At 37.1% G+C, this 24,504-nt stretch carries 27 protein-coding genes; 11 read left to right on the forward strand and 16 right to left on the reverse strand.

Annotated elements, in window-relative coordinates; all coding sequences use genetic code 11:
* Window position 1 precedes the first annotated feature (1 nt).
* The 9 genes from R2Q70_RS12735 to R2Q70_RS12775 all read right to left on the reverse strand — a co-directional run bounded on the left by R2Q70_RS12735 (window position 2) and on the right by R2Q70_RS12775 (window position 6,955).
* Window positions 2-436 carry an SRPBCC domain-containing protein gene (locus R2Q70_RS12735; protein WP_316807951.1) on the reverse strand — a complete coding sequence of 145 codons (435 nt, stop codon included), beginning with the start codon at window positions 434-436 and terminating at the stop codon, window positions 2-4.
* A gap of 18 nt (window positions 437-454) precedes the next feature.
* Window positions 455-871 carry an extradiol dioxygenase gene (locus tag R2Q70_RS12740; protein ID WP_316807952.1) on the reverse strand — a complete coding sequence of 139 codons (417 nt, stop codon included), beginning with the start codon at window positions 869-871 and terminating at the stop codon, window positions 455-457.
* A gap of 82 nt (window positions 872-953) precedes the next feature.
* Window positions 954-1,307: an MmcQ/YjbR family DNA-binding protein gene (locus R2Q70_RS12745; protein ID WP_316807953.1), complete on the reverse strand. Its 354-nt coding sequence runs from the start codon at window positions 1,305-1,307 to the stop codon at window positions 954-956.
* A 159-nt stretch (window positions 1,308-1,466) separates the two neighbouring features.
* On the reverse strand, window positions 1,467-2,840 hold the full coding sequence (locus R2Q70_RS12750) for an exonuclease domain-containing protein (protein WP_316807954.1): 1,374 nt from the start codon (window positions 2,838-2,840) through the stop codon (window positions 1,467-1,469).
* A gap of 164 nt (window positions 2,841-3,004) precedes the next feature.
* The gene (locus R2Q70_RS12755; protein ID WP_316807955.1) at window positions 3,005-3,634 is read right to left on the reverse strand and encodes an autotransporter outer membrane beta-barrel domain-containing protein; all 630 of its coding nucleotides are present in this window, start codon (window positions 3,632-3,634) and stop codon (window positions 3,005-3,007) included.
* An 11-nt stretch (window positions 3,635-3,645) separates the two neighbouring features.
* Window positions 3,646-4,008 carry a PleD family two-component system response regulator gene (locus tag R2Q70_RS12760; protein ID WP_316807956.1) on the reverse strand — a complete coding sequence of 121 codons (363 nt, stop codon included), beginning with the start codon at window positions 4,006-4,008 and terminating at the stop codon, window positions 3,646-3,648.
* A gap of 117 nt (window positions 4,009-4,125) precedes the next feature.
* Complete coding sequence (locus tag R2Q70_RS12765; protein ID WP_316807957.1) at window positions 4,126-4,866, reverse strand: LytR/AlgR family response regulator transcription factor; 741 nt, start codon at window positions 4,864-4,866, stop codon at window positions 4,126-4,128.
* Window positions 4,867-5,026: 160 nt separating this feature from the next.
* Window positions 5,027-6,106 (reverse strand): sensor histidine kinase, encoded by a 1,080-nt coding sequence (locus R2Q70_RS12770; protein ID WP_316807958.1) that lies wholly within the window; start codon window positions 6,104-6,106, stop codon window positions 5,027-5,029.
* Window positions 6,107-6,214: 108 nt separating this feature from the next.
* On the reverse strand, window positions 6,215-6,955 hold the full coding sequence (locus R2Q70_RS12775) for a LytTR family DNA-binding domain-containing protein (protein WP_316807959.1): 741 nt from the start codon (window positions 6,953-6,955) through the stop codon (window positions 6,215-6,217).
* Window positions 6,956-7,248: 293 nt separating this feature from the next.
* Between R2Q70_RS12775 and R2Q70_RS12780 the strand changes: the two genes are divergently transcribed.
* The 4 genes from R2Q70_RS12780 (at window position 7,249) to idi (ending at window position 9,933) form a co-directional block, all read left to right on the forward strand.
* Window positions 7,249-7,527, forward strand: a complete 279-nt coding sequence (locus tag R2Q70_RS12780) for a hypothetical protein (RefSeq protein WP_316807960.1) — start codon at window positions 7,249-7,251, stop codon at window positions 7,525-7,527.
* Window positions 7,528-7,674: 147 nt separating this feature from the next.
* Window positions 7,675-8,562, forward strand: a complete 888-nt coding sequence (locus tag R2Q70_RS12785; protein ID WP_316807961.1) for a MerR family transcriptional regulator — start codon at window positions 7,675-7,677, stop codon at window positions 8,560-8,562.
* A gap of 2 nt (window positions 8,563-8,564) precedes the next feature.
* On the forward strand, window positions 8,565-9,401 hold the full coding sequence (locus tag R2Q70_RS12790) for a phytoene/squalene synthase family protein (RefSeq protein ID WP_316807962.1): 837 nt from the start codon (window positions 8,565-8,567) through the stop codon (window positions 9,399-9,401).
* 7 nt (window positions 9,402-9,408) lie between these two features.
* Window positions 9,409-9,933: an isopentenyl-diphosphate Delta-isomerase gene (idi, locus tag R2Q70_RS12795; protein ID WP_316807963.1), complete on the forward strand. Its 525-nt coding sequence runs from the start codon at window positions 9,409-9,411 to the stop codon at window positions 9,931-9,933.
* Between the two features lie 197 nt (window positions 9,934-10,130).
* Here idi and R2Q70_RS12800 read toward each other — a convergent pair whose 3' ends face one another.
* The 3 genes from R2Q70_RS12800 to R2Q70_RS12810 are packed head-to-tail and all read right to left on the reverse strand — an operon-like array spanning window position 10,131 to window position 11,486.
* Complete coding sequence (locus R2Q70_RS12800) at window positions 10,131-10,868, reverse strand: DNA-formamidopyrimidine glycosylase family protein (protein WP_316807964.1); 738 nt, start codon at window positions 10,866-10,868, stop codon at window positions 10,131-10,133.
* Between the two features lies 1 nt (window position 10,869).
* Window positions 10,870-11,064, reverse strand: coding sequence for a KTSC domain-containing protein (locus tag R2Q70_RS12805; RefSeq protein WP_316807965.1), 195 nt, complete (start codon window positions 11,062-11,064; stop codon window positions 10,870-10,872).
* 41 nt (window positions 11,065-11,105) lie between these two features.
* On the reverse strand, window positions 11,106-11,486 hold the full coding sequence (locus tag R2Q70_RS12810) for a hypothetical protein (RefSeq protein ID WP_316807966.1): 381 nt from the start codon (window positions 11,484-11,486) through the stop codon (window positions 11,106-11,108).
* A gap of 102 nt (window positions 11,487-11,588) precedes the next feature.
* On the opposite strand from R2Q70_RS12810, the gene R2Q70_RS12815 reads away from it, so the two are divergent.
* From R2Q70_RS12815 to R2Q70_RS12835, 5 genes are all read left to right on the forward strand, one after another.
* On the forward strand, window positions 11,589-11,777 hold the full coding sequence (locus R2Q70_RS12815) for a hypothetical protein (protein ID WP_010601447.1): 189 nt from the start codon (window positions 11,589-11,591) through the stop codon (window positions 11,775-11,777).
* Window positions 11,778-11,884: 107 nt separating this feature from the next.
* Window positions 11,885-12,676 carry a HipA family kinase gene (locus tag R2Q70_RS12820; protein ID WP_316807967.1) on the forward strand — a complete coding sequence of 264 codons (792 nt, stop codon included), beginning with the start codon at window positions 11,885-11,887 and terminating at the stop codon, window positions 12,674-12,676.
* Window positions 12,654-13,037, forward strand: a complete 384-nt coding sequence (locus R2Q70_RS12825; protein WP_316807968.1) for a DUF3037 domain-containing protein — start codon at window positions 12,654-12,656, stop codon at window positions 13,035-13,037. The genes R2Q70_RS12820 and R2Q70_RS12825 overlap by 23 nt, the downstream gene beginning before the upstream one ends.
* Before the next feature lie 70 nt (window positions 13,038-13,107).
* Window positions 13,108-15,021, forward strand: coding sequence for an AAA domain-containing protein (locus tag R2Q70_RS12830; RefSeq protein WP_316807969.1), 1,914 nt, complete (start codon window positions 13,108-13,110; stop codon window positions 15,019-15,021).
* A gap of 164 nt (window positions 15,022-15,185) precedes the next feature.
* Window positions 15,186-15,563 (forward strand): response regulator transcription factor, encoded by a 378-nt coding sequence (locus tag R2Q70_RS12835; RefSeq protein ID WP_316807970.1) that lies wholly within the window; start codon window positions 15,186-15,188, stop codon window positions 15,561-15,563.
* Here the strand turns inward: R2Q70_RS12835 and topB are convergent.
* On the reverse strand, window positions 15,560-17,410 hold the full coding sequence (topB, locus tag R2Q70_RS12840) for a DNA topoisomerase III (RefSeq protein WP_316807971.1): 1,851 nt from the start codon (window positions 17,408-17,410) through the stop codon (window positions 15,560-15,562). The genes R2Q70_RS12835 and topB overlap by 4 nt on opposite strands.
* 164 nt (window positions 17,411-17,574) lie before the next feature.
* On the opposite strand from topB, the gene R2Q70_RS12845 reads away from it, so the two are divergent.
* On the forward strand, window positions 17,575-18,018 hold the full coding sequence (locus tag R2Q70_RS12845) for a hypothetical protein (RefSeq protein WP_316807972.1): 444 nt from the start codon (window positions 17,575-17,577) through the stop codon (window positions 18,016-18,018).
* Here R2Q70_RS12845 and R2Q70_RS12850 read toward each other — a convergent pair.
* Window positions 18,015-18,800 (reverse strand): murein L,D-transpeptidase catalytic domain family protein, encoded by a 786-nt coding sequence (locus R2Q70_RS12850; protein WP_316807973.1) that lies wholly within the window; start codon window positions 18,798-18,800, stop codon window positions 18,015-18,017. The two genes, R2Q70_RS12845 and R2Q70_RS12850, sit on opposite strands and share 4 nt — an antisense overlap.
* Before the next feature lie 215 nt (window positions 18,801-19,015).
* On the opposite strand from R2Q70_RS12850, the gene R2Q70_RS12855 reads away from it, so the two are divergent.
* Window positions 19,016-20,464 carry an SDR family oxidoreductase gene (locus tag R2Q70_RS12855; protein WP_316807974.1) on the forward strand — a complete coding sequence of 483 codons (1,449 nt, stop codon included), beginning with the start codon at window positions 19,016-19,018 and terminating at the stop codon, window positions 20,462-20,464.
* Window positions 20,465-20,606: 142 nt separating this feature from the next.
* Here the strand turns inward: R2Q70_RS12855 and R2Q70_RS12860 are convergent, their stop codons facing one another.
* Window positions 20,607-22,514, reverse strand: coding sequence for a DUF3857 domain-containing transglutaminase family protein (locus R2Q70_RS12860; protein ID WP_316807975.1), 1,908 nt, complete (start codon window positions 22,512-22,514; stop codon window positions 20,607-20,609).
* Window position 22,515: 1 nt separating this feature from the next.
* Window positions 22,516-24,489, reverse strand: a complete 1,974-nt coding sequence (locus tag R2Q70_RS12865) for a DUF3857 domain-containing protein (RefSeq protein WP_316807976.1) — start codon at window positions 24,487-24,489, stop codon at window positions 22,516-22,518.
* Window positions 24,490-24,504: the final 15 nt, after the last annotated feature.

Here is a 24,504-nt window from a genome sequence, read left to right on the forward strand (position 1 = left end):
TTTAATTGTCTGACTCAAGAAATTTTTTCAACGCCTCATGGAGGAAATAAGTCCAGCCGCCTTTAAAACTTTCTCTGGTAAAATCTTTTCCGTTCTCTTCAAAACTTTCGATTCCAGTATGGGTTAACTGTACCCTTGTTCCATTACCAGCAGGAAAAATTTCCCATTTAACGGTTGAATTTCCGGGGTAGTTGTCATATTTCCAGGTATAGGTAACTTCCTGATAATCTACAATTTGGATAATTTCACAGAAATGCAAATATTTTGGTCCTTCATCGGCTCCTCCAATAAAATCGAATTTGAATCCAATTTTTGGTTTGAATTCATCTAGCTGAAAATACCATTTCTTCAATTGCTCATTTTGAGTAAGTGCCTCCCATACTTTCTCAACGCTTACATCATAAACGTTTTCAATAATTAATGGCTTTGTATTCATATGCATTTAAAATTTCGTTTACCCAAGTGGCATTTTGCCCAAATCCATATAAAGGATATTCCAGCGCTGTCCATCTAAATCAATAAAACCACAGCCGTACATCCAGCCATCTTTATAACCTGGTTCTGCATATAACGTTCCGCCGGCTTCAACTACCTTTCTTGCCAAATCATCAACTTCTTCCGCACTTTCAGCATCAAAAGAAAATAAAACTTCGCTTCCTGAGCGGCTATCGGCAACTGACGTTGCTACAAAATCCTCGAAGAGTGGCTTTTCAAAAAACATGATGATAAAGTTGTCGTCGCCAACCATAAAACAAGCCGAGTCGTCACGTACGCCATGTTTTAAATTCAGTTGAAATCCAATTTTAGTGAAAAAATCTTTAGAATTTTTTACGTTTTTTACAGGGAGGTTTACCCAAAGTGACTTAATCATATTCCGATTTTTAATTTAAATATATAAATGTTTTAGGCAAAATAGACTGGCAAAAACATGTACGCAAATAGGATTAACAGACTTATTTTTTGCTGGTTTTCTTTTTATATTTTTTTGCCAACTCTTCCGGAGCTACCGTACAATATGATAACCTAAGCGCATTTTCCAATACCTCTGATTCAATAAAATTTAGTTCAAAAATAGTCCAACCTTGTTTGCCCCAGCCTGCTTGTGCCGGGTAAATTGCAGATGGATCTAAATCAGAAAACTTGCTTTGATCTTTTGGCGATAACCTAAAAACAGCTTTCAGGTTAGCATTGTCAATGGTGATGAAAATTTTATCATCTACTTTGAATGAATTTTTATTTGCATTTGGTGTTTCAACTACCTCTTCGAAAGATAAGGCAAGTGCTCTAAAAGAATCAGGGGTTATCATAAATACTGGTTTTAATGTAATACCTCAACATCATAACAGTTGAGTAACTTTTAATAGGCAAACTTACATCAATTTTGATTATAAGTTTTAGATTTTCCATGGTTTATTAAAACATAGAAGGTTTAACTTAACTGCAACTGGTTGGCAGTTCAATCTCATTTACAATTTATACAATTTTTGGGGAAACTGTTCAGCATGCGTCAGGATTAAATTAACAATGTAGCTATTCGACTGATAGATGGATAAATCGTTTTTGATAGGGGCTAAGCCATCTTCGAGATAAGCTTTATCCTTGAAATAACCCATTCCATAAAATTTTCCGTTTTCAACAACTAAACAACTTAATTCTTCCTCCTCGCGACCATCATCAACTAATGCGAAGCTGGGTTGTAAGCTTTGAATATCATCTAAAGCATTGCTTAGTCTTTTATTATAAACGGCTACTGTTTCAATGCTGCTACAGGCGCCAAAACACTGTCCGTTATCATGAGCCTTACATTTTGTAGCAGTTTTTTGCAGATAGCATAATTTTGCGCAAAGCTGATATTTTTCGATGAGGTGGTTTAAAAAATTATAGCCTTCCAGTAAGCTGTTAAAACTTTGCAAAGATTTGTTGTTTTTTTTATGCTTATCAATCGCCAGACGCATGTAGCCATTTTGATCTTCGAACACGTATAAATCATATTTATGTTCGTACCGCTTCATTGCCCTGTTATTTTCTGGCCAAAGTCTCTTAATCTCGTTTGCTTCTAAAATCAAGGCCATTAACTCAGTGCCGCACACCACATGATCGACGTTATAAATGGTGCGTAAAAAATCCTGCCTTTGCTTGTTTGGTTTATTGCCTGTAAAATGGCTTATTACCCTTTTTTTTAGGTTTTTAGCCTTGCCAACATAAACAATTTTACCCTTATTATCTTTAAAATAATAAACCCCCGGCTGATCTGGCAATCTTAATATCGAAGCACGATCTAAATGCGGTGGTAAAACCTGCTCCTTTGAAGTTTTCTTCAGCATTTCAGCAATGATGCCCTCATGATCTGCTTCCAGTAACATATTAAACAAAATACTTGTTGCATCAGCATCGCCTGCGGCCCGGTGACGGTTTTGGATAGGAATTTGTAACACACTGCATAACTTTCCGAGGCTATATGATGCTTTCCCAGGGATAATTTTTCTGCTCATTCTAACGGTGCAGAGTTTCCGGCAATTTAGCTCGTAGCCTGCTGCAGATAGGTGATGTTTTAAAAATGAATAATCAAAGTTTACATTGTGTGCAACAAAAATCTTATCATGTAGCAACTGGTAAATTTGTAATGCTACATCTGCAAAGGTGGGCGCATCTACCAGCATAGCATCATCTATTCCGGTTAACGCTGTAATATAAACAGGAATGGACTGGCCGGGATTTATTAATGTGGTAAATGATTCAACCACCTTATTTTCATCATGAATATTGATGGCAACTTCAGTAATTCCATTTGCTGAGGCATGCCCTCCTGTGGTTTCGATATCTACAACTGCGTATAACATTGATAAATTTTACAATTACAAATCTATACTAAAATAGTTAGTAATAAAAATAATGCTTCGCTAATTTATGATGGTTTTTTTAGTGAAATCCTTTCCGGAAAATTTTGATAAAAAAAAAGCGACTACGTTATAACGTAATCGCTTGTTATCAAGTATAAAAAATTTTAAAGCTTACTTAGCAACTTACTTAGGTTTGGCTTAATACCAACGCTAATTGGCACCGTATTAAATACACGGTTTTGGATTTTGCCAAAGCCATACATGTAGCTGGCTTCGATAAACAAGTTTGCACCTCCAATGTTATATTCAATACCGCCCCCGCCTTCAGCAATACCTAAGCTGTTTGTTTTGTTATCCATGTTTACTTGTAAAGTACTTGCATTTACACCCGCCTGAGGCGTTAAGATGAAACCGCCACCGGCGCCTGCAAAGCCGTAAAATGCCCATTTATCTACAATTTTTCTATATCCTAAAGCTATGTTTAACAAATAGGTAGTTGATCTTCCTTTCTGAATAGTGTAGCTGTAGCCCGCATCAGCAATTTGCTGATTAAACGTGAAAGCATGTAAACTCACTTTCGGGTAAACGAAGAAACCACCATTTCCAACGGCCAGGTTTACACCTAGAGAGGTGGAGAATTTTGGTTGAAAATAGTCGGATGTTTCTCCCATAGGAAATGCAAAACCAATTCCACTCATGGAATAAAGTTTATCGGGGCGGCTGCTTTGTGCGCTTGCTTTTATAGATATTGCTGCGCAAAGCAATATTATTGGCGTTAGTAATCTTAATTTCATATTCTTTGTTTTTAATTGGCTGTTAGTTTATTTACTTTTTGTAGTAAATCTGTAATATTAAAAGGTTTTTCCAGATAATCGTCTGGGTTTAACCTTTGCGAGATAATATAATTTTCATCATATCGGGCAGATGCCATGATAATCGGAATATTTTCAGTTTCAGGATTCAATTTCAATTCCCTGAAAACAGCTCTTCCATCCATACCATTCAACATAATGTCTAAAATGATTAAATCTGGACTAAATTCTTTTATGGTTTTGAAAATAAATCTCGGTGATAATAAAGGGTATACTCGGTAACGCTCAGTTTCTAGTGCCATCTGAAAAACCTCCAAAATATCGGGGTCATCATCTACAACTAATATTCTTTTCAAAATGGTGAATCAATAAATAAAAAATAAACTAATGCTAATACAAAGTAATACGAAGAATGTTTTGGTGAGAACCAGAAATGAATTAAAATTACTTTAACAGTAAAAATAGTGTTGGTTTTAAGATCTCCCTTTCAGCAGGTTATCATGAATGAAAGTGGCAAAAAGTGTTTTGTGGCTATCTGCTACTGCGTAAGAAACTTCACCAGATAATAAGACCTGATTTCCTAAAACACTTTTAATATGCTGTTTAGATATGACACTGGCCGCACTAATCTGAATAAATCCAGGATGCTTTTTAAGCATCTTAATCATCTTCGCGAAGTTTATTTTTGCTGTAGTAAAGGCATTTTTTGTGGTAATAAACCGAACATCTTCCTGATGATCCTCTACGGCGATCAACTCATTGATGTCAATCCGGGCCAATTCATTTTTATCATTTTGGAGTGGTAGATAGAAAAAATGATTATCAAAAATTGAAAATGGTTGCTGTTCGTTAGGCCCAGCCGGGTAAAGGTTGTTTATGGTTTTTGCGAAATGTAATATAGAATATGGTTTTAACAGGTAAGCATCTGCATCAACTTTAAAGGCATCAAGTGCATATCTTGGATGAGCAGTAGTAAAAATTAAGTGCTTCGCTTTTTGTCTTAGTAATCCTGCAAGCTCAATCCCAGAAAGGGCAGGCATTTCTACATCAATGAAGATAATATCAACAGGATTTGCGACCGAAATTTCTGCCAAAGCTTGCAATGGTTCGGTAAAAGTTTGCACAAGATTTAACTCTGGCAACTTTTCCATGTAAGCAACTAAATTTTCTAAAGAATGGGGATCATCGTCTATTGCGATGCAATTTATTGACATTTTACGTGTTTTAGATCATGCAAATTACAACTAAAGCGGCTAAAAAAAAAGAAAAATTTTCCTGACGAGAATTTTTTACAGCTCAACTACAATTTGTAGTGTTTGTTTGTAGTTGATGAATTAGTTATTTGTAGCTGTGATTTCTAAAAGTTAGCTTTAACTATTTGCTTATGGTAACTTTTACCTTAAAATAGTTATCGTCGGTGATGTAATTTTCAAATGTCGAGCGCTCCCCGTAGGCATAAGCTAACCTCCTGGTAATATTTTTTATACCGGAGTTTAGTCCTGTTTTTTCCTTTGCCTCAACAATTTTATTGGAAGTTTCTATAATTAATTTATTATTTTCTAAATACAGCTTAATTTCGGCTGGGTTGGAATGGGAAAGTAAATTTCCATGTTTAAATATATTCTCTACCAGCGTAATTAAAATTAATGGGATAATTTCTATTTTTTTAATCTCATCATCGTACCAAAACCGAATTTGCAATCGATGGTTTTTACGGAGCTGATGTAAATTAATCAGATTTTCTACCTGATTTATCTCTTCTTCGAGCGAAATATAATCTTTATCCTTATTGCTATCTACTGAATACCTCATCATTTCAGAAAGTGAAAGTATCGTTTCTGCAGCGATGGGAGATTGGTCGCGGGCATTTTGGTAGATAAAGTCGAGTGTGTTAAATAACAAGTGTGGTTGTATCTGTGCTTTTAAAAATGCATTTTCCGATTTGGCAATCTGAATCATGTTATTTAAACGCTGCCGTTCAAGTTCTTCTGTTTTTTTCTTTTCACTCAAAAATTTTAAAAGGAAATAATAGCCTGTTGAGAAAAACATAAAATAGATGGCTCGATAAACAGGGCCGAGAATGTATTGCATATTCATTCCAATTTTTCTTGGACGCGAATATTTCAATATCTCAGTAATCAGATAATCAAAGCCGATATAGATTATCAGGTAAGCCAATAATTCCAAAGCCAGCAGGATAGGTAATTTCCACCAGATGTGTCTTTTATGCCTTAAGCCCATCTCTAAGATAAGGTGCGTGTGAACATAAAACATGGTGATGTTTAGCGAATAAAAGAGAATGTAATTGATAAGTTTTCCAAACTGACCACTGAACAAACCTATGATGATAGATTCGTATAACATAAAAATCAACCAGATGATGATGTGTAGTTTTTTAGCTGCCAGCCAGGCTTGAATACGAATAAGGAAGGATGTTTTTTTAATATTGATCATTTGGGAAAAAGCTTGTTAATTGGGTATCTGCTGGTAATGCTGTTTTTAAAATACAAAGTTGCATAAAAATTTCAACGTCAAATGCGTTTTCATATTTTCCTCGGTAAATTAAGATCTGTTCGTTCTGATTGTTTTTTGCTTAATATATTCCTGTATGCCATCTTTGTAGCTGTTACCAACATTTACCGTCAAATTGTTGACCATCTTCAGGGTGTTTCCTTCAACTTTCTCGATGTGATTTTTGGCAATGATAAATGATCGGTGTGCCTGGGCAAAATTTGAATAATTCTGGAGAATTATCTTAATCTCTGATAAGGCAATATAAGTTACTATGATTTCATTGAGCGTATAAATCCTTACATAATTCTGTAAACTCTCTACCGCAACGATATCGTTATACCTAACTTTTATTAAGCTATTCTTTTCATTCCTGTTTCGCACAAAGAAATAATCATCTTCTTGCTGAATGGAGGTATTTGGATGACTAGGGCTTTGTGGGAATAAGCGATTCAATGTCTCAGCAAAACGTGCAAAGGTGTAAGGTTTTAGCAAATATGCACTCGCATTCATTTCAAATGCTTCATAAGCATACTTGGAGTGCGAAGTAGTAAAAATTAACTTAGTGGTTTTAAAACGGATGGCTTTTGATAATTCAATTCCTGATATCATGGGCATATCCACATCCATAAAAATAATGTCGACATCAGGGCCACCGGTAATTTCGGTAAGTGCCTGCAGTGGATCAGTATAGGCCTTATAAAGTGATATGTTAGATAGTGTGTTGAGATAAGATTTTATACCATTAATAGCATGAATATCATCATCAATCACGATACATTTTAATTTCATTTGGTTAATAGAGAAGATGAATGGCAAATTACGCTATGATTTCCAAAAACTAAAATATATAACGTTCGTAAAGTCAGGGATGTAATTCGACAAGTTTGAGGAATTGTTGGTCAGGCATTAGCCGCTATTGTAACAGGCAGTCTAGGTGTTAAATAATGAACAGCTTGCCAGATGCAAAATGAACAAAACGATTCTTTTTAATTACTTGTATAACAATATATTGCGTTTAAAACCGTAAATTAATATATGAATTTGCCATTGTAATGCAATTCATTTACCTAAAACCTAATCTTATGAAAAACAGAACCCGTGTAACCAACAGGTTAAATGTATCTATTACAAAAAAGGTAATAGAATTACAGGAAAAAGGATACGACTGCGATTTTCTATTACTTGCCAACGGCAACCTGCTTTGTATGCAAACCAACAGGAAATATCCAATGAGCTCTGTTTCAATTGAGGCCATGGAGCACGGATATGATTTTTTTAGTCAATCGTACAAACACGTACACACCATAGTTACCGGCAATGGAGAGCTTGGACTGTTGTTAACCGAAAAAGCTTATAATTAATAGCACTTACTGAGAAGATACATTGAGCTTTGCTTGGTGTATCTTTTTATGAAAATTATTCAGGCTAAAATCTTAATAATTTTTAGCCTCTTCAAAACTATTGATCAATCTTCTTGTTTAAATTTTATTCGATATATTTAAACAAAAATGATTTATACCATTTCTGATTTGGAACAGCTTTCTGGTGTTCATTCTCACACGATACGAATCTGGGAGCAGCGGTATAATGCGCTAAAGCCAAAACGCTCGCGAGGAAATACCAGATTATACGATGATAGCCAGCTAAAACGGTTATTAAACATCGTTAGCCTAAACCAATCTGGTTTAAAAATTTCGAAAATTTGCAGCTTATCTGATCAGGCTGTTGAAGCGTTGTTGGATCAACAGTACAATTATCATTCCGATGATGATCTGGCAGAATTCTACATCACAAGATTAATCAAGTTTAGTTTAGATTTTAACGATGCTGCTTTCATCAGTTTAATTAGCGATTGTGTCGACGTGATGGGTGTTCCGCAAACTTATCGTCGCGTAACATATCCTTTACTGGTTCGGTTAGGTTTAATGTGGCGAAAAGATGAGATTTGTCCTGCTCATGAACATTTCATATCAAATTTGATCCGCCAGAAGCTTTTTACCGAAATTAATAATTCCAAAACTGTTCGCAATGATGGTAAAACCTGGTTACTCTTTTTGCCTGAAGATGAGGATCACGACATTGGCCTAATATTCGCGAATTATATGCTTCGGTTAAATCATCAAAAAGTAATTTACCTTGGCAGTAAAGTTCCACTAGATTCTGTAAAAGAAGTTTTTGCTAACATTGATGTTGATCATGTATTGCTTTTTATGGTAAGATCAAGATTAGAAGCTAGTGCCCAAGACTACGTTATGCTGTTATCTGAAGTTTGCAAAACTGCAAAAATCCACCTTGCCGGAAACAGTATGGTAATAGAGAAATTAAAAAATATAGACCATATCAATTGGTTTAAAACGCTTGAAGAATTTGAAAAATCGATTCAAAACCCAAATTAAAGATGAAAGAAATGTTTGATCAGTTATCGGCGAGGTGCAGTAAACTTACAACAAAAAGTTATAGCACAAGTTTTTCTTTCGGAATCTATTTTCTGGGAAAAGAGTTGCGCCAGCCCATTTATGCTATTTATGGCTTTGTTCGTCTTGCAGATGAGATTGTGGACAGCTTCCATAACTTCGATAAAAAATATCTATTAGAAAAATTTAAACGGGATACTTTTGAGGCCATTGAATTGGGCATAAGTTTAAATCCTGTTCTCAACTCTTTTCAACGGGTTGTAAATGAATATCAAATCGATCATGAATTGATTCGGTTATTTTTGAAAAGTATGGAAATGGATCTCGAGGATCAGTTATATACGGAAGATTTATATCAGGAATATATTTTGGGGTCGGCAGAAGTGGTTGGTTTAATGTGTTTGAAAGTTTTTACCAATGGCGATCAAGCAGAATACAATCGGCTAAGACCTTTCGCTATGAAGTTGGGCTCAGCTTTCCAAAAGGTGAATTTCCTTCGTGATGTAAAGGCGGATCATCAGTCATTAAATCGAAACTATTTTCCAAATGTGAATTTAACGGTTTTTTGTGATCAGGAGAAGCGTAAAATAGAACAAGAAATAGAAGATGAGTTTAAGGATGCCTTACTTGGTATAAAAATGCTTCCGGCGAGTTCACGAAACGGGGTTTATTTATCTTATATCTATTATAAAAAGCTCTTTAACAAGATCAAAAATCTAAGTGCCGAGAAAATAATGACAGAACGGATCCGCATTCCAAATCACCATAAAATAGGGTTAATGTTTGATTCGATGATACGCCACAAGTTAAATGCAATTTAAAGCGCCGATGGAAGAACACGTAATCCTGGTTGATAAAGATGACCTGCCACAGGGTAGGATGGAAAAATTGGAAGCTCACCAAAAAGGATTGTTGCACCGTGCCTTCTCAATTTTTATCTTTAATGATGATCAGGAACTGTTGCTTCAGCAACGTTCAAAAAGTAAATATCATTCAGGTGGGTTATGGACCAACACCTGTTGTAGCCATCCCCGTGAAGGAGAAAGTAATCTTGCTGCTGCAGAAAGAAGATTAAAAGAGGAGATGGGCATGAGCTGCGAGCTGGCCTACGGTTTTAATTTTCTGTACAAAGCGGTTTTCGAAGATGGATTAACAGAACATGAGTTAGATCATGTCTTTTTCGGTAAGTCGAACGAAAAGCCAACCATCAATATTGATGAAGTAGAAGATTTTAAATACGTGGATCTGGAGGCTTTGAAAAGCGATATCGAAATCAATCCAACTGCTTACACACCATGGTTGAAAATATGTTTAGATAAAGTAATCAGCCATGTTTCAAACAATGTAAAATAAAAACGGGCATACAGCCTAAGCCATATACCCGTATCTAAATTAACGCTCTCGAGGACAAATATAGGACTTGTTTGAATATTTCCTAATAGTTTAACATTTCTTTTACGTTGAAATTATAGTAACATTTTGGTTTCATTGCTTACATTCGAAGCAATGTATTGATTTCTAGATTTTTGAGATGTTTTGATAGGAAGAAATTATTTATATTTTTTTTGACATTCATTACAAACATAGGTTTGCCGATTTGTTTTTCCGAGTACTGCTTTTGTAACCTTATGTTTCTTTGCGCAATTTTTTTGCTGATAAACTTCCCAGTGTTTGCTTAATGTGTTTTCTTTTTTCCATTTTAAAAAATCGAAGCCATAGCGTTGTGCTTCTTTAATAATTGCATTGAGTTTAGCGGTGGGAATGTTTTCTATTTTGCTCAGCGGATGAACCTTGCTTCTATACAATACTTCATTTTTTATAATGTTGCCAACGCCAGCGAAAATATCCTGATCCAGTAAAACATCACATATATAAGCCTCTTTTGTTTCGTTGATTTTTTGCAATGCAAGTTTTGGATCCCAATGTTCTGACATGATATCTGCTCGCCAGTCATAGTGATCGTTTACATCACCATCCAACAGATCGACTTTGCAGGTGTAAAAATTTAACTGATCATTTTTCAGTGTCAACCCGAGCTTTAATGGTGTCTTCTTCGTCTCGTTAATTAAGTAGGTGCCGAACAACATAAAATGAATTCGTATCGTAAATCCATCAAAACAAATCAAAAAGTGTTTACCCCAACTTTTAAAGGCCTTAATTTTTTTATGGAGGAGTTGCTCCTTATCGATTGTATTTACATTACCGGCAACTTCTAAAACCTCTGGCTTACCTAAATGAGGGTCCGCTATCAAATCTTTTAATATTACAATTGATGGTCCTTCTGGCATATTAAAGTTTTTTAAATGTAAAGTGATCTCTGATGTACTGGTTAAAATATTTCCCTTTCGAATCTACGGCGTTCAGCATCTTAAAAATTTTTAATGGTACGTTTTGATATTGGTAAACCAATCCGGTAACAAAAGTTATCTTAAGTAACTTTTTATCAGCATGATAACTGAAATGATTGATAACAGATGATGGCATAGTGTTGAATATCAGGTAAGCATTAAACTTTAGCCATGATTTTAGTCTCCGTTTAGTTCCGATTCTTCTTTAGCCACCCGAATTTTTTCTTTCTTTAAATCTATCCTAATAATGTTGTAGAGACTCATGTATACGTTCGCAATCCACACAATGGCAAAAAAGGCAATAATATATCCTCGCCAACCGGGATAAATCAATGTATATTTTGTGATGAAGAGAGTAATGAGGGTTACATAGTGGCTAAAGCAGTATTCGCAGGTGAAAACATAAAAAAATTTTCGTTTAATCAGCTTATTGCAGTTTTTTGAACGGTCAACGCAGAATTCTCTTGCCTCTCTAAAGATTTCCTCTTTGGTAACTGTCCAGGCAACGCAGGCAACAGGTAACGCTAAAACAAACAAATAGTAAATGTGCGACTCCATGGGAATTTAGCTTTTTAAATACAACCTATGAGCATCGAAAATGTTTAACTTATGAAATAAACATTTTAAGGATATAGCTGTTTAATACCCAAAGCCAACATTATGGAAAGATCAGAAATTGTATCTCTACTCGAGGTCATCAATCAGCAAGTTAATTCTCCAATTTTAGGTGGGATGGAAGAAGCCTATGAAGAATTGGAAAGTATGGGTTTAGTTAAAATCAATCGTGAGTCGGTTCAATGGGCGGCAGTTATGACTCCAGCAGGAAATGCATATCTAGGCCACGATTAAGTTCTGCATGGATAAGAAATCTTCGGGGAAAATATTGACATTATTGTTCTAAATTTGCAGCTGAATTAGAAAGTACATCATCTTATGCAAGCTTTCTAATATTTCTTATGAATAATATCCAACTTAGAAAAGTTAATGTTACCCGCTATGTTACGCCCTTACGTGAAGGCGGCTCTATGCCAGCGATCGCTGAGGCTGATGACAACTTCCTATATGTGCTTAAATTTAAGGGAGCTGGCCAGGGCACCCGAGCATTAATTGCCGAATTAATTGGTGGCGAAATTGCCAGGATTTTAGGGTTGCGGGTGCCTGAATTGGTGTTTGCTAATTTAGATGAGGCTTTTGGCAGAACCGAACCCGATGAGGAGATTCAGGATTTACTAAAAGCCAGTGTTGGTTTAAACTTAGCCCTTCACTACTTGTCCGGAGCAATTACTTTCGATCCTACAGTTACGGTGGTAGATGCTAAACTCGCTTCACAAATTGTTTGGCTAGATTGCTTTTTAACCAATATGGATCGTACCTGCCGTAATACCAATATGTTGGTTTGGCATAAAGAGCTTTGGCTCATTGATCACGGCGCATCGTTATATTTCCATCATTCCTGGCAAAATTGGGAAGAACAAGCCACAAGGCCATTTTTCCTGGTGAAAGATCATGTATTATTACCATGGGCATCGGAGCTTGAGGCTGTAGATCAGGAATTTCGTTCTATTCTTAACCCTGAAAAAATCCAGGCCGTAATCAATATCATTCCGGATGATTGGCTGGAAGGCGAAACTAATTTTGAAACTAAGGAAGCGCACCGCAGAGCTTATGCTTATTTTCTCGAAACCCGATTGGCAAATTCTGAAATATTTTTAAAAGAAGCACAGCATGCAAGAGAGAGCCTTATTTGAGTATGCCGTGATCCGCGTGATGCCGAGGGTAGAACGGGAAGAATTTATTAACGTAGGTATTATTCTCTATTGCGCAAAGAAGAAGTTCTTGCAGAGCATTTTTGTTGTAGACGAAGATAAGATCAGGGCAATTGCTGGTAAAATCGATCTGGATGATCTTCGGGCGAATCTATCTGCATTCGAACGAATTAGTGCTGGCGCTAAAAATGCTGGTCCAATTGGTCAGTATGATCAGGCTTCGCGATTCAGGTGGCTAACAGCTACAAGAAGTACCGTTGTGCAATGCTCAAAAGTACATCCTGGTTTTAGTGCCGACCCCTACGAAACCATGTTGAGGCTGCACCATGAATTGGTTTTGTAAATGCAACAAAATTTGTATCAATAAAAAGCGCTAAGTTAATCAATTCACCATAGCAACTAATCACTCTATCTTGCCAAAAGAATATTTCAAAAAACTTCAGGAGCTGTTGATTACAGAACGTGAGGAAGATTTACAATCTTATTTAAAACTGACTGAAAATAGCTCGGCTGCTGACCGCAGAATATTAGGGTTAACCTGGTATCCGATTGCTATTCGGAATAATGAGATAGGCCGGGGCGATTATTTAACCGTTGAATTGGAGCGTACCACGCATCAGGATATTCCTCACCAATTCAGGTTTGGATCTTCTGTGGTATTATTTTCCAATCATGATGCTAAGGAGGATCGGCTGGAGGGGACCATCACACATCAAACCGCGAATAAAATGAAAATAAGCTTCAGGGTTGATGAATTGCCAGACTGGAGCAGGGATGGAAAATTAGGGGTTGACCTGCTTTTTGATAACAACAGTTACGATGAGATGCAAAATGCATTAAAGCAGGCGGCTAATCTTGCTGATCAGGATGCTGAAAATAAACTAATTAAAATTCTGACTAAAGGCGATAAACCTTCTTTTCACAATGAGGAGAAATTTATTATTCCCAACAAGCTGAATGAGTCGCAGCAACTGGCTGTGAGTAAAATTATTACTGCTAATCACTTAGCAATTGTGCATGGGCCACCCGGCACAGGCAAAACCACAACACTGGTTCATGCGATAAAATCGCTTTCAAAGCATAACAACCAGAAGATTCTGGTAGTAGCACCCAGCAATACCGCGGTAGATTTGCTTACTGAAAAATTATCTCTTGAGGGGCTCAATGTTATTCGCATAGGTAACCCCGCCCGTGTTTCGGAACATTTACTGGCCTCAACTTTAGAGCATAAGATGGCCGATCACCCGGAGATGAAAACCATCAAATCGCTTAAAAAGCAAGCAAATGAATATAAAAACATGGCCCACAAGTATAAGCGGAGTTTTGGAAAAGCTGAACGCGATCAACGTAAAGCTTTATTTGATGAAGCACACAAAATCGGAAGAGAGGTAGAGAAAACCGAGCAGTATGTGATGGACAATCTGTTAAACAAGGCGCAAATTATTACTGCAACATTGGTTGGTGCAAATCACTACACTGTTCGAAATTTAAAATATAGTACGGTAGTTATCGATGAGGCCGGACAGGCGTTGGAACCTGCTTGCTGGATTCCGATTTTAAAGGCAGAGAAGGTAATTTTAGCTGGCGATCATTTTCAATTGTCGCCAACAATTAAATCTAATGAGGCAGGCAGAAACGGCTTAAGCAAAACCTTGCTTGAGAAATCGGTTAACCTTCATCCCGAAGCCGTTGTGCTTTTGAATGAACAGTATAGAATGCATAAAAGCATCATGGGTTACTCATCGCAGGTTTTTTATAATAATCAACTTAGCGCACACCATACTGTAGCAAATCACTTAATTTTTGCTGATGACGAACCACTTACTTTCATTGATACGGCCGGATGCAGTTTTGACGAAAAACTAGACGGCACAAGTACAACAAATCCGGATGAGGCAGCTTTTTTAGTGGCACATTTGAGTGTCTTGCTCCAGGAAGTGGAATTAAAAAATACGATTGGTGATTTTCCTTCAGTTGCCATTGTTTCACCTTATAAACAGCAGGTGCAAGTTTTAAAATCGCTGGTAGAAGCTAACGAATTTTTGATGAGACATCAAACTAAGATTTCTGTAAATACCATCGACAGTTTTCAGGGGCAAGAACGCGATATTGTATTCATCAGCCTAACCAGAAGTAATGCGGAAGGCGTTATCGGCTTTTTATCTGATACCAGACGGATGAACGTAGCCATGACCAGGGCAAGAAAAAAATTAGTTGTCATAGGAGACAGTTCAACGCTTTCAAAAGCTAAATTTTATGCAGACTTTATTGCTTACGCTGAAAAATTGGATGCATATCATAGTGCCTGGGAGTTTATATCTACATAATTAAATGCTAAACATCTAAAAACACAAAGAAATGTTTACATTTGAATTAGTCATCCATGTTTCCTTATTTCTTTAGTACAATTGCGAACTTTTTGAGCTATAAGTTGTATTGTATAAGCAGGTTATGCGACGACCATCAACAGCTAACAACTACATGTAACAAAATGAAAGAAGGTTTAAGGATTCTGATCGCCGACGATAATGAGTTGATGCGTATGGTAATGAAGGGTTATTTTCGAAAATTAACGTCTTCGCCGGTGGTGTTGGAAACTACAAACCTCCCTGATACATTTGACTTACTCAACCGTGAAAAATTTGATTTTTTACTATTGGATATTAATATGCCTAAGGGCGATAGCAATCCAAACACGGTTAGGGCAGTCCATGCAATCCAGCCTGACCTTAAAGTGTGCATGTTTACTGGTAATGACAAAACTACATTCGAGAAACAATACACTGAAGCAGGGGCGATAGCTTTTATCCAGAAAGATGAGGATATGGGCTTAGCCATTGAGGATGCTTTAAAAATTGCTTTTGGCTAAACCTTTTCTGGCTTTTTTTCATGCAGCATCCCTGAAATACTTGCACCGGCAATAAGTAATTCATTGGTAATCATTTTGGTATACTCAGTTATTTCCGATTTGAAATCCTTTACTGATGAACCTGATCTGATTTCTTCCAATCGTTTTTCCCATTGACCGGTAAGCTCAGCCTGAGCAATCTGCTTATCTTTCACTACTTCATAAACCGCCAAACCTTTGGCTGTTGGTACAAGATTCCGTTTTTCCCGGCTGATGTATTCTCTGGTAATTAAAGTTTCAATAATAGAAGCTCGTGTAGCGGGCGTTCCAAGTCCACTGTCTTTCATGGCATAGCGCAACTCTTCATCCTCAATTTCTTTACCGCAGGTCTCCAGCGCCTTCAGAAGAGAAGCTTCATTATACATCGATTTTGGTTTTGTCTGTTTTTCTAATAAAGATTTTTCCGTAATTGGCAACTGCTCACCTACAATAACCTTTGGCAAGGCCGCATTATCCTCATCTTTTTTATCATCGTCAGTTTCATTAAAAACTGAACGCCAGCCGGCGGAACGAATAACCGTACCATTGGCAATGAAGGTAAGCCCGGATTGTATCGTAATTTTAGTGATTTCTTTCAAACATTCCTGATGAAATGCTTCAATCATTCTGCCAACCACCATGTCATAAACAGCCTGTTTATCGCTGCTTAAGCCATAAGCTTCTACACCAGTTGGTAAAACCGCGTGGTGATCGGTTACCTTTTTGGCATTAACACTGCGTTTATTCAATTTAATGGTTTGAAGAAAAGCTGCTTGTTTACCGAAATCAGGATGATTCACAAATTTGGTAATCAAATCGGGAACACCAGCAAAAACATCATCGCCGATATATCTCGATCCTGTACGGGGATAAGAAACGAGTTTGCTTTCGTATAAATTCTGTAAGATATTTAAGGTCTGATCAGCCGTGTATCCCTTCTTTTTATTGGCCTCTTGCTGTAAACTACTCAAATCATGCAAGAGCGGTGGCGGCTCTTTGCGGGGTTTGGCCTCAACGGCTGTAATGTTTCCACCAGTTGGAAAGCCGGATGCCACATCTTCTACTAATGCAAAAAGTTTTTCAGCTTCTTCCTTATCTTTATAATTTGTAGTTGAAACCGCTTTGAAACTTTGTTCATCCTTAACCAGCTGAATGCTAATCTGATAATAAATCTGGGGAACAAAATTTTTGATCTCTAAGAAGCGGGCGCAAATCATGGCGAGGGTAGGTGTTTGAACCCTACCAAGCGATAGTACTGTTCGGTTACCTGCAGAAATGCTCAAAGCCTGGGTGGCATTCATGCCCACAAGCCAGTCAGATTCCGACCTACAGTGTGCAGAATTGAAAAGCGTATCGTAATCTGTGCCAGGTTTAAGGTTTCTAAAGCCATCTTTTATAGCTTCATCTGTTTGTGAGGAAATCCACAATCTTTTGAATGGTTTTTTGCATTTCAGATAATAGTAAATGTATCTGAAAATCAGCTCGCCTTCACGCCCGGCATCCGTAGCTACTATAATTTCTGTGGCCTCATCAAAAAGCCTTTTTATTGTATCGAGTTGTTTCCTAACTGCCGGGTCTTCTACAAAACCATCTTTAGTTTTAATTTTGCGTACTGCCAGTTTAAATTTAGCCGGCAACATGGGTAAATGCTGTTTTCTCCAGCCGATAAATCCATAATCTTGAGGGGGTGCCAATTGCAATAGATGCCCGAAAGCCCAGGTAAACGAATATCCTTTCCCTTCGATATATCCGTCTTTTCTGGTGCTTGCTCCAAAAACTTTGGCAAGTTCACGACCAACTGAGGGCTTTTCTGCAATAACAATCTTCATGAATTGGGCTTATTTTTCAAACTCCAAAGATGCTCAAAATATTGGTTCGAAAACTAAAATTTTACTCACATGCTAACCAGTTGAAAGTTAAACATTTTGGCAGTTTTGCTGTTACGAATGCATTATTCGGTAACAAATAACTGATTTTAAAATCTAAAAAATGAATGAATAGCATCTACCATTTAGAAAATTGCAATATCAAAGTCCAGTTGGATAAAGGAATTATCCGTGTTTACAGCAATGCTGAATTGTGGCGCTTTTTGGATGGCAAAGCCGATGAACGATTTATCATGCTGGTGAAAACGATCAAAAACGATTATGAGCAACGCTTTGCAACTCCATTAAAAATTTCAGATCGCTCGCTTATCGTAGAAATTCTGGTGCATGTTTACTGTGATTATCTCGGTCTGAAATTTAATCAGTTGGTAAAATTTAAGCCGCTTAACAAATTTGTAGATAAGCTATTGGAAAGGGCAGAAGTGGTAGATTGTGGTGAAAGGGCCAAAGACTCCAACCGTTGGATTTGGGATGCTTTGGCCCCTTTAAAAGGATTTTTTATTAAGATATTGCCTCGAAATTTAAGTGATACAAACCTCAAACTACATTAATCCATTTGAGCTGCCAAAACTTCATCTTGCCTTAAAGCGTAGCTGGCTGCAAGTGTTTCATTGAGAAACGAGGAATGGTATTGCTGATCGGAGCTGTTGATGAAAAGCACCGTTCGATCTGAAATGGCATCAATTACTTTATTGGCAAGTTTGGAAGGTACCGCGGGGCAACCCTGGCTTCTACCCAATCTGCCTAATTGATTGATGGTTTCCTGGCAAACATAATCTGCACCATGAACCACAATTGCCCTTTCCCTTGCATTGTTGTTAAATCCTCGGTCCATTCCATCTAATTTAAGCGACCGACCGTGTTTGCCGTAATAAATTTCTCCGGTAAGATAAAAACCTAAGCTGCTTTGATTGGAGTTTTGCGTATTGGAAAAATACGAAGGTTTATCGCCACCACTGTTCTGCCCGTGCGCTACCCAGGTATTTAAAATAAGCTTGTTCTGCGCTAAATCAATGATGAAGAGGCGTTTTTTGCAACTTTCCTGATCAAAATCGGCTATGGTTAAAATCGATTTCGAATGAAGCAATCCGGCATACTTCATATTGTAAAAACCAGTGAGTGCTTTCTCAAAAACTTCTTGATTTAAACCTGCCGAATCTAAATGGGCGGCATGGTAGATGTTTGAAATATACTGATTATAAATACTATCAGCAGCTATGTTTTTAACCGCTTCCTGTTGTGTTTGTGGATGCTCTACCGCTTTCCAACTTGTTCCGACAATGCTCATACTCACTAAAACAATCGCGGCAATGCCTAAAAAGATTTTCTTCATTAAGGGATGTTTGGTTGATTTCTGAAATAATAATACGAAGATTTTAAGTATTTGTTGTACCAGCGCTGATGTAGTTTTAATTATACGACCTGTTTTACAGCATTATGACGATAATCATCGAAAATATAGCTTGACGGAATGTTATTTTTATTTAATCCAACTGATAATCAATAACAAATGCGATTTTCCGGTGTTGTAATTTAAAACTGATAATCATGAAAATTCTACTCACTGGGGCAAACGGTTATATCGGTACAAGACTATTGCCACTGCTGTTGGAAGAAGGCCATCAGGTAGTTTGCATGGTTAGAGATGAGCGTAGATTTGCTGCTAAGTCTGATTTAAGTGATGAGGTAGAAATTATCAGCGGCGACTTGCTCAAAGCGGATACACTCAATGAAATTCCAACTGATATCGATGCAGCATATTATTTGGTTCATTCCATGTCATCAAGCGACAGTGGTTTTGATGATATGGAAAGGCAATCTTCAGAAAATTTTTCAAATGCCATTCAGAAAACCAATTGTAAACAAATCATCTATCTTACAGGGATTGCAAATGATGAACACCTATCAAAACATTTAGGTTCCCGTTTAGCGGTTGAAGAAGAATTAAAATCTTCAGGCATTGCCTGTACCATTTTGCGGGCGGCAATAATCATCGGTTCAGGTAGCGCTTCATTCGAAATCATTAGAGATCTGACTGAGAAAATCCCGGTTATGGTTGCTCCAAAATGGGTAAAAACCAAATGTCAACCAATTGGCATCCGTGACGTGTTGGGATATTTGGGTGGTGTGCTACACAATGAAAAGGCTTTTAATGAAACGTTTGATATCGGCGGTCCGGATATTTTGACGTATAAAAATATGTTGCTGGGTTATGCGAATGAACGAGGCTTAAAAAGATGGATTATTACCGTTCCGGTGCTCACGCCCAGATTATCGTCGCTTTGGCTTAACTTAATTACGCCCGTTCCATATTCATTGGCCAAAAGTTTAGTAGACAGCATGAAAAACGAAGTGGTTTGTAAAGATGATCGTATTAAAAGTGTTGTGCCCCGAACCTGTTTAACGTATGCTGAGGCTTTGCATCTGGCTTTTGAAAAGATCGATCAGAATTCTATTGTATCCAGCTGGAAAGATGCGCTAAACAGGGGATATTTACAAACTGATTTCATGGATCAGATAAAAGTCCCTCAAAACGGAACATTACAATACAAAGTAAAAATGCCCTTTGAACGTAAGGCAGAAGAAGTTTTTGAAAATATATGGAGTATTGGTGGGAGCAGAGGCTGGTATTTTATGGACTGGCTTTGGCAGCTGCGTGGCTTCCTCGATAAAATTTTTGGGGGTGTAGGTACCCGACGCGGAAGAACAAGTAATGTTGATCTGCAGGCTGGCGATGTACTTGACTTTTGGAGGGTACTTTTAGCAGATCGGAAAAACAAAAGATTATTGTTGTACGCCGAAATGAAAGTACCCGGAGAAGCATGGCTGGAACTTAAACTGGTTGAGTTTCATGGCAAAGCTTTTCTTTCGCAAATTGCTACTTTCAGGCCTAAAGGTTTGTGGGGACGCATGTACTGGTATGCCATGTGGCCCTTTCATATTGTGTTATTTAAAGGCATGGCCAGAGAGATTACAACTTATAAACCGGATAATTAGCTCGATTTATCTATCTTTGAAGTTTATATAGCTAAAATGCCAAACCAAGATCACGATTATTCCTTCTGGACCAAATATAAACGTTTCGCCAGTACAGAAATAATAATGTATTTGATTATGATTGTCGGGATTGGCTTAGGAATTATTTTTTTAAGCTAAGTACCAGCTTTAAATGGTCGGCGGCATTCACGTCGCTCATAAATTTTGAGAATTCTGCATATTTCTCGGCAGGATAAGTTCCATCATTGATTCTTATTTTTCTGGAATATGTAATCTTGTTTCCGGCAAAGCTTACTTTTGCCTCATACCATCCAAAATCACTCTTCAGAATTTTATCAGTTGGTAAAACGAAATTCGTTAATACCTGATCAGGAAGCTGATAAGAAATGGTATCCTCATCCGTATATCCTCTGTTGATGTAAACGGGTAATGTTCTGTTTTTTACCTCCGGAATTGATCTTGTAATATTAAATGCGTTCGGTTGCAGGTAGAGTTTATCGCCATTAATTGTGGCATAGTGCCCGATGTTAACTTGTAAATCTTCAGTTATTTTTGGGTCTGAAGTTTTTTCCTGGGCATAAACTATGGTGTCGAAGTTTATATTATCAATATTGTAAGATGATTTTAGCGCTTTATGTTGCTCGGCGATCGGTTTACCAATAATCGACTCATGGTTATCGTACTGGGCTCCGGAAAAAACAGTATTCATACTTCCTGTAACGGTTCCTTCCTGATTAATTTTTAAGTTCGCTTTACGCAGTTGCAGGTTTGTTTCAGCAGCCAATTTTGGTGTACGCAACAATTTTCCTCCTTCAGGCGTACAAGCAAAAACAATTCTATCGTCGGTAAAATCCCCTAAAAACCCAAAGGGAATTTTTTGACTTGTACATTCCAGCCAGGTCGTATCATTCTTCAATGGAAGACATAAAATGATGTGATTGCCTTGCGACATATCTGCGAATTTAGGATCCATGCTTTTCTTTTCACTTCCCGCTTCCACAACACAATAGTAAGAATCGATATCAGCGGCTTTCAACATGCTTTGCATATAATTAACCAGAGCCTTGCAATCACCGTAACCTAAACGATCTACTTCGCTGGCCGCAATTGGTTGAATTCCTCCAATGCCAATCTGTACACTGATGTAACGCGTTTTACCTTGCAAATATTGATAGATTTTTCTTGCCTTTTCCTTATCAGTTTTTTCATCCTTTACCAGGTTTTTAACCATGGCAACGGTTGCAGGCGATAAGGTATTGCGTTGTTTGATCAAATTGTCATATACCCATTTGCCTAATTCCTCCCAGTTTTGATAACTTCCTTTGTAATTGTAATAGGTAAATTGAGTTGGCGCTATTTGAACACTTGTTCGGTAGGTAAGGGGATCAGGATTATAGGGTTCAGATTTAACAGCCAACATATTGCTGGCTTTCCAAATCATTTTTTTCTGCTTTTCATCTGTTATAACTTCTGGCGTACCGTTGTAATTGAGAGTTTTAATGCGAACCTCATCAGTTGGTTTAGAAATGAAGGTGTATGAACTTTGCTCAACAGAAACGTCATCAGCGGGTTTTGGTCGCCATCCTGGTATTCCTAAATTTTGCTTGTTTCTAATTTCGTAATGGTAAACAACGGTATAAGGATATTGATTTACGTTTGGTAAATAGTGTTTAACCCGGCTATCAACAAAAAGTGAAAACCCATCCGCCACACTAATATCAGAAAAGTCGTTTTGAGTGAATTTGCTCAGCAGTTTACCTACAGCATTGTAAACTTCGCCTTTTATACTTTTTATTGATGTGTTTTTATCGTAATGTAAAACCAGGCGAGCTTCATCTTCGCCATTTTCATTGAAAACAGTTATTGCTTTTTTTACGGTTTCCATCACGTTTTCAGGAGCTCGCATGTCCACAACTGTTTCATCAAGCCTGATACAGGCGTTAGCCCGATTTTTCAAACTACTGGCAATTAGATCAACATCATAATTATCCTGTGCAACAGCTGCATTCGCAAAAGCCAAAAAGCAAAACAATATTAATTTAATCTTCATGTTAATCGACCTTTTTTAACAGATACTCTGCTTTTTGATTTTGGATAATTTTGCTGTAAAACGCTTTCAAATAAGGATATTCCTCAGGTTCGTAAATGGCATTATTAAACTGCAAAATCTGGCTTAATGATAGCGTTTTACCATCCAATTGTGTTTGCAGCAAATATCTTCCACCATTATTCGGAAGCCCGATGGCCAGATCTTTCGGTTTTTCTACCAGATTGTAATTCTGATTAAGATCGATGTTGATGATGATCCGCTCATCAGATGCAACACCTAGATCTACAGGATAGGTTCTTATATTTAAATTGAACGGGTTTTTAGTAATGGCATTGATGAAGAAAGGACTTAAGTAAAAATTATTGTTGTTTGATCCATCATTTACAGTAAATTCAATTTCGTAGCTTTCTGTGAGTGGATTTTCAACGCTATCCAGGTTACCAATCGTATGGTTTAAAATCTTAATTTTTGTAAGTCGATCATCCAATTTTTCTACAAATTCTTCAGGAGAAGTGTATCGTTTAATTTCTTTTCGCTTATTATATGCGGCATAACCCTGAGAAATTGTTGTTAAGGTTCCAATCACTTTGCCATCGTTATTAAGTTTCCCATTTAAAATATAATTGGTTACCGTTTTTTGACTTGCTTTCAAATCTATCCAATAAGATGGCTTTTTCAGATTTATCACACGTCCCTGATCATTCATGCAGCGCATGGGCAATAACCCAAAAGGTAATAAGGGTTCTGTAGCATCCAACATGTAGCTTTTATCGCCAATGTTAATCTTCGCTACAACATAATTAAAGTCTGAAATAACCGGATAAAGCTTATTAATCATGCCATTTTCTCTGGTTGAGAGTATTACAGCCTCAGCATCGAGATTTGCGGCAGAAAGTGCAGCAATCAAATTTAAATTAACATCAGCGACGCTTCCTGATCGGTTATCTAATGATTTTTTAATATTATCTGCACTGTAAATGCCATAATAATTATCCCATTTCACTTGTTTTTTGATGTAGTTATAGATGGCTTTGGCTTTACTTAAATCATCTCCCGCACCTTTGATAACGGCTGGAATTAATTCCTTATAAACATCTTTTCTTTTCATTTGCGAACCAAAAGATTTATCGCTGGTAAGCTCATAATCAACATCTTTCCAGGTTTTAGTATATGAGGTTTTTGCACCTGAAGGATTAACCACGTCAGAGAGTTCGAAATAAATGGCAGACCTGAAATTGCTTGGTGCTGTCATATTATCTTCTTCAATAAAAGCAGGCACATTTTTCATTAGATAAGTAATCTTCGAACAATCAATAGTGGCTCCGTTCAAACGTAAACATTCGCGTAACAGTTCCACTTTCTGATCAGTGAGTTTCTGGTAACCCCGAAGGGAAACGTTGTAATTATAAAGACCGGGAATGAGCACCTGGTATTCACTAATTACCTTCGGAATGTTACTTTGAAAATTCCACGTTTTGAAGTTAAACAGGTTTGGAGATTTTAAACGATAGCTATATTCGATAATTGATCCCTCTGTTAAATTAGGAAGCGTGAATTTTAACAGTTTGGTGTACTTGGATCTGTTTTCAAAAAAAGTGGCTTTTCTATCCATAACGGTTTCCACGAACCTTCCGCCAACATAGTTAAACGTAGAAGCCTTCAAATCATTAATGGTTTCTTCGCGGGTATCATCTTTATATAAGGGAACAATTACATTGGCGTTGTCAAAACCTTCTTTATTGTATATTTTAATCTTTACATGATAGTCGAAAATAAGTTCTAACCGACCGGTAGCATCATCGATATCAATCCTCGCCGTACCAAACTCTTTAAGCACAACAGCATTGGCATTACTGTCGATTTTTTTTCTATCAAATTCATAATCATTGTAAGTGATAGAGCCATAATCAAAATTCTGCGAAAATGTGTTGATAGATAGGAAAGATAAGAGAAAGAAAAATAGGGATTTCTTCATGGAGGGCGTTGTTTA

Source organism: Pedobacter agri, assembly GCF_032678665.1.
In the GTDB taxonomy this organism is placed as follows: domain Bacteria; phylum Bacteroidota; class Bacteroidia; order Sphingobacteriales; family Sphingobacteriaceae; genus Pedobacter; species Pedobacter agri_A.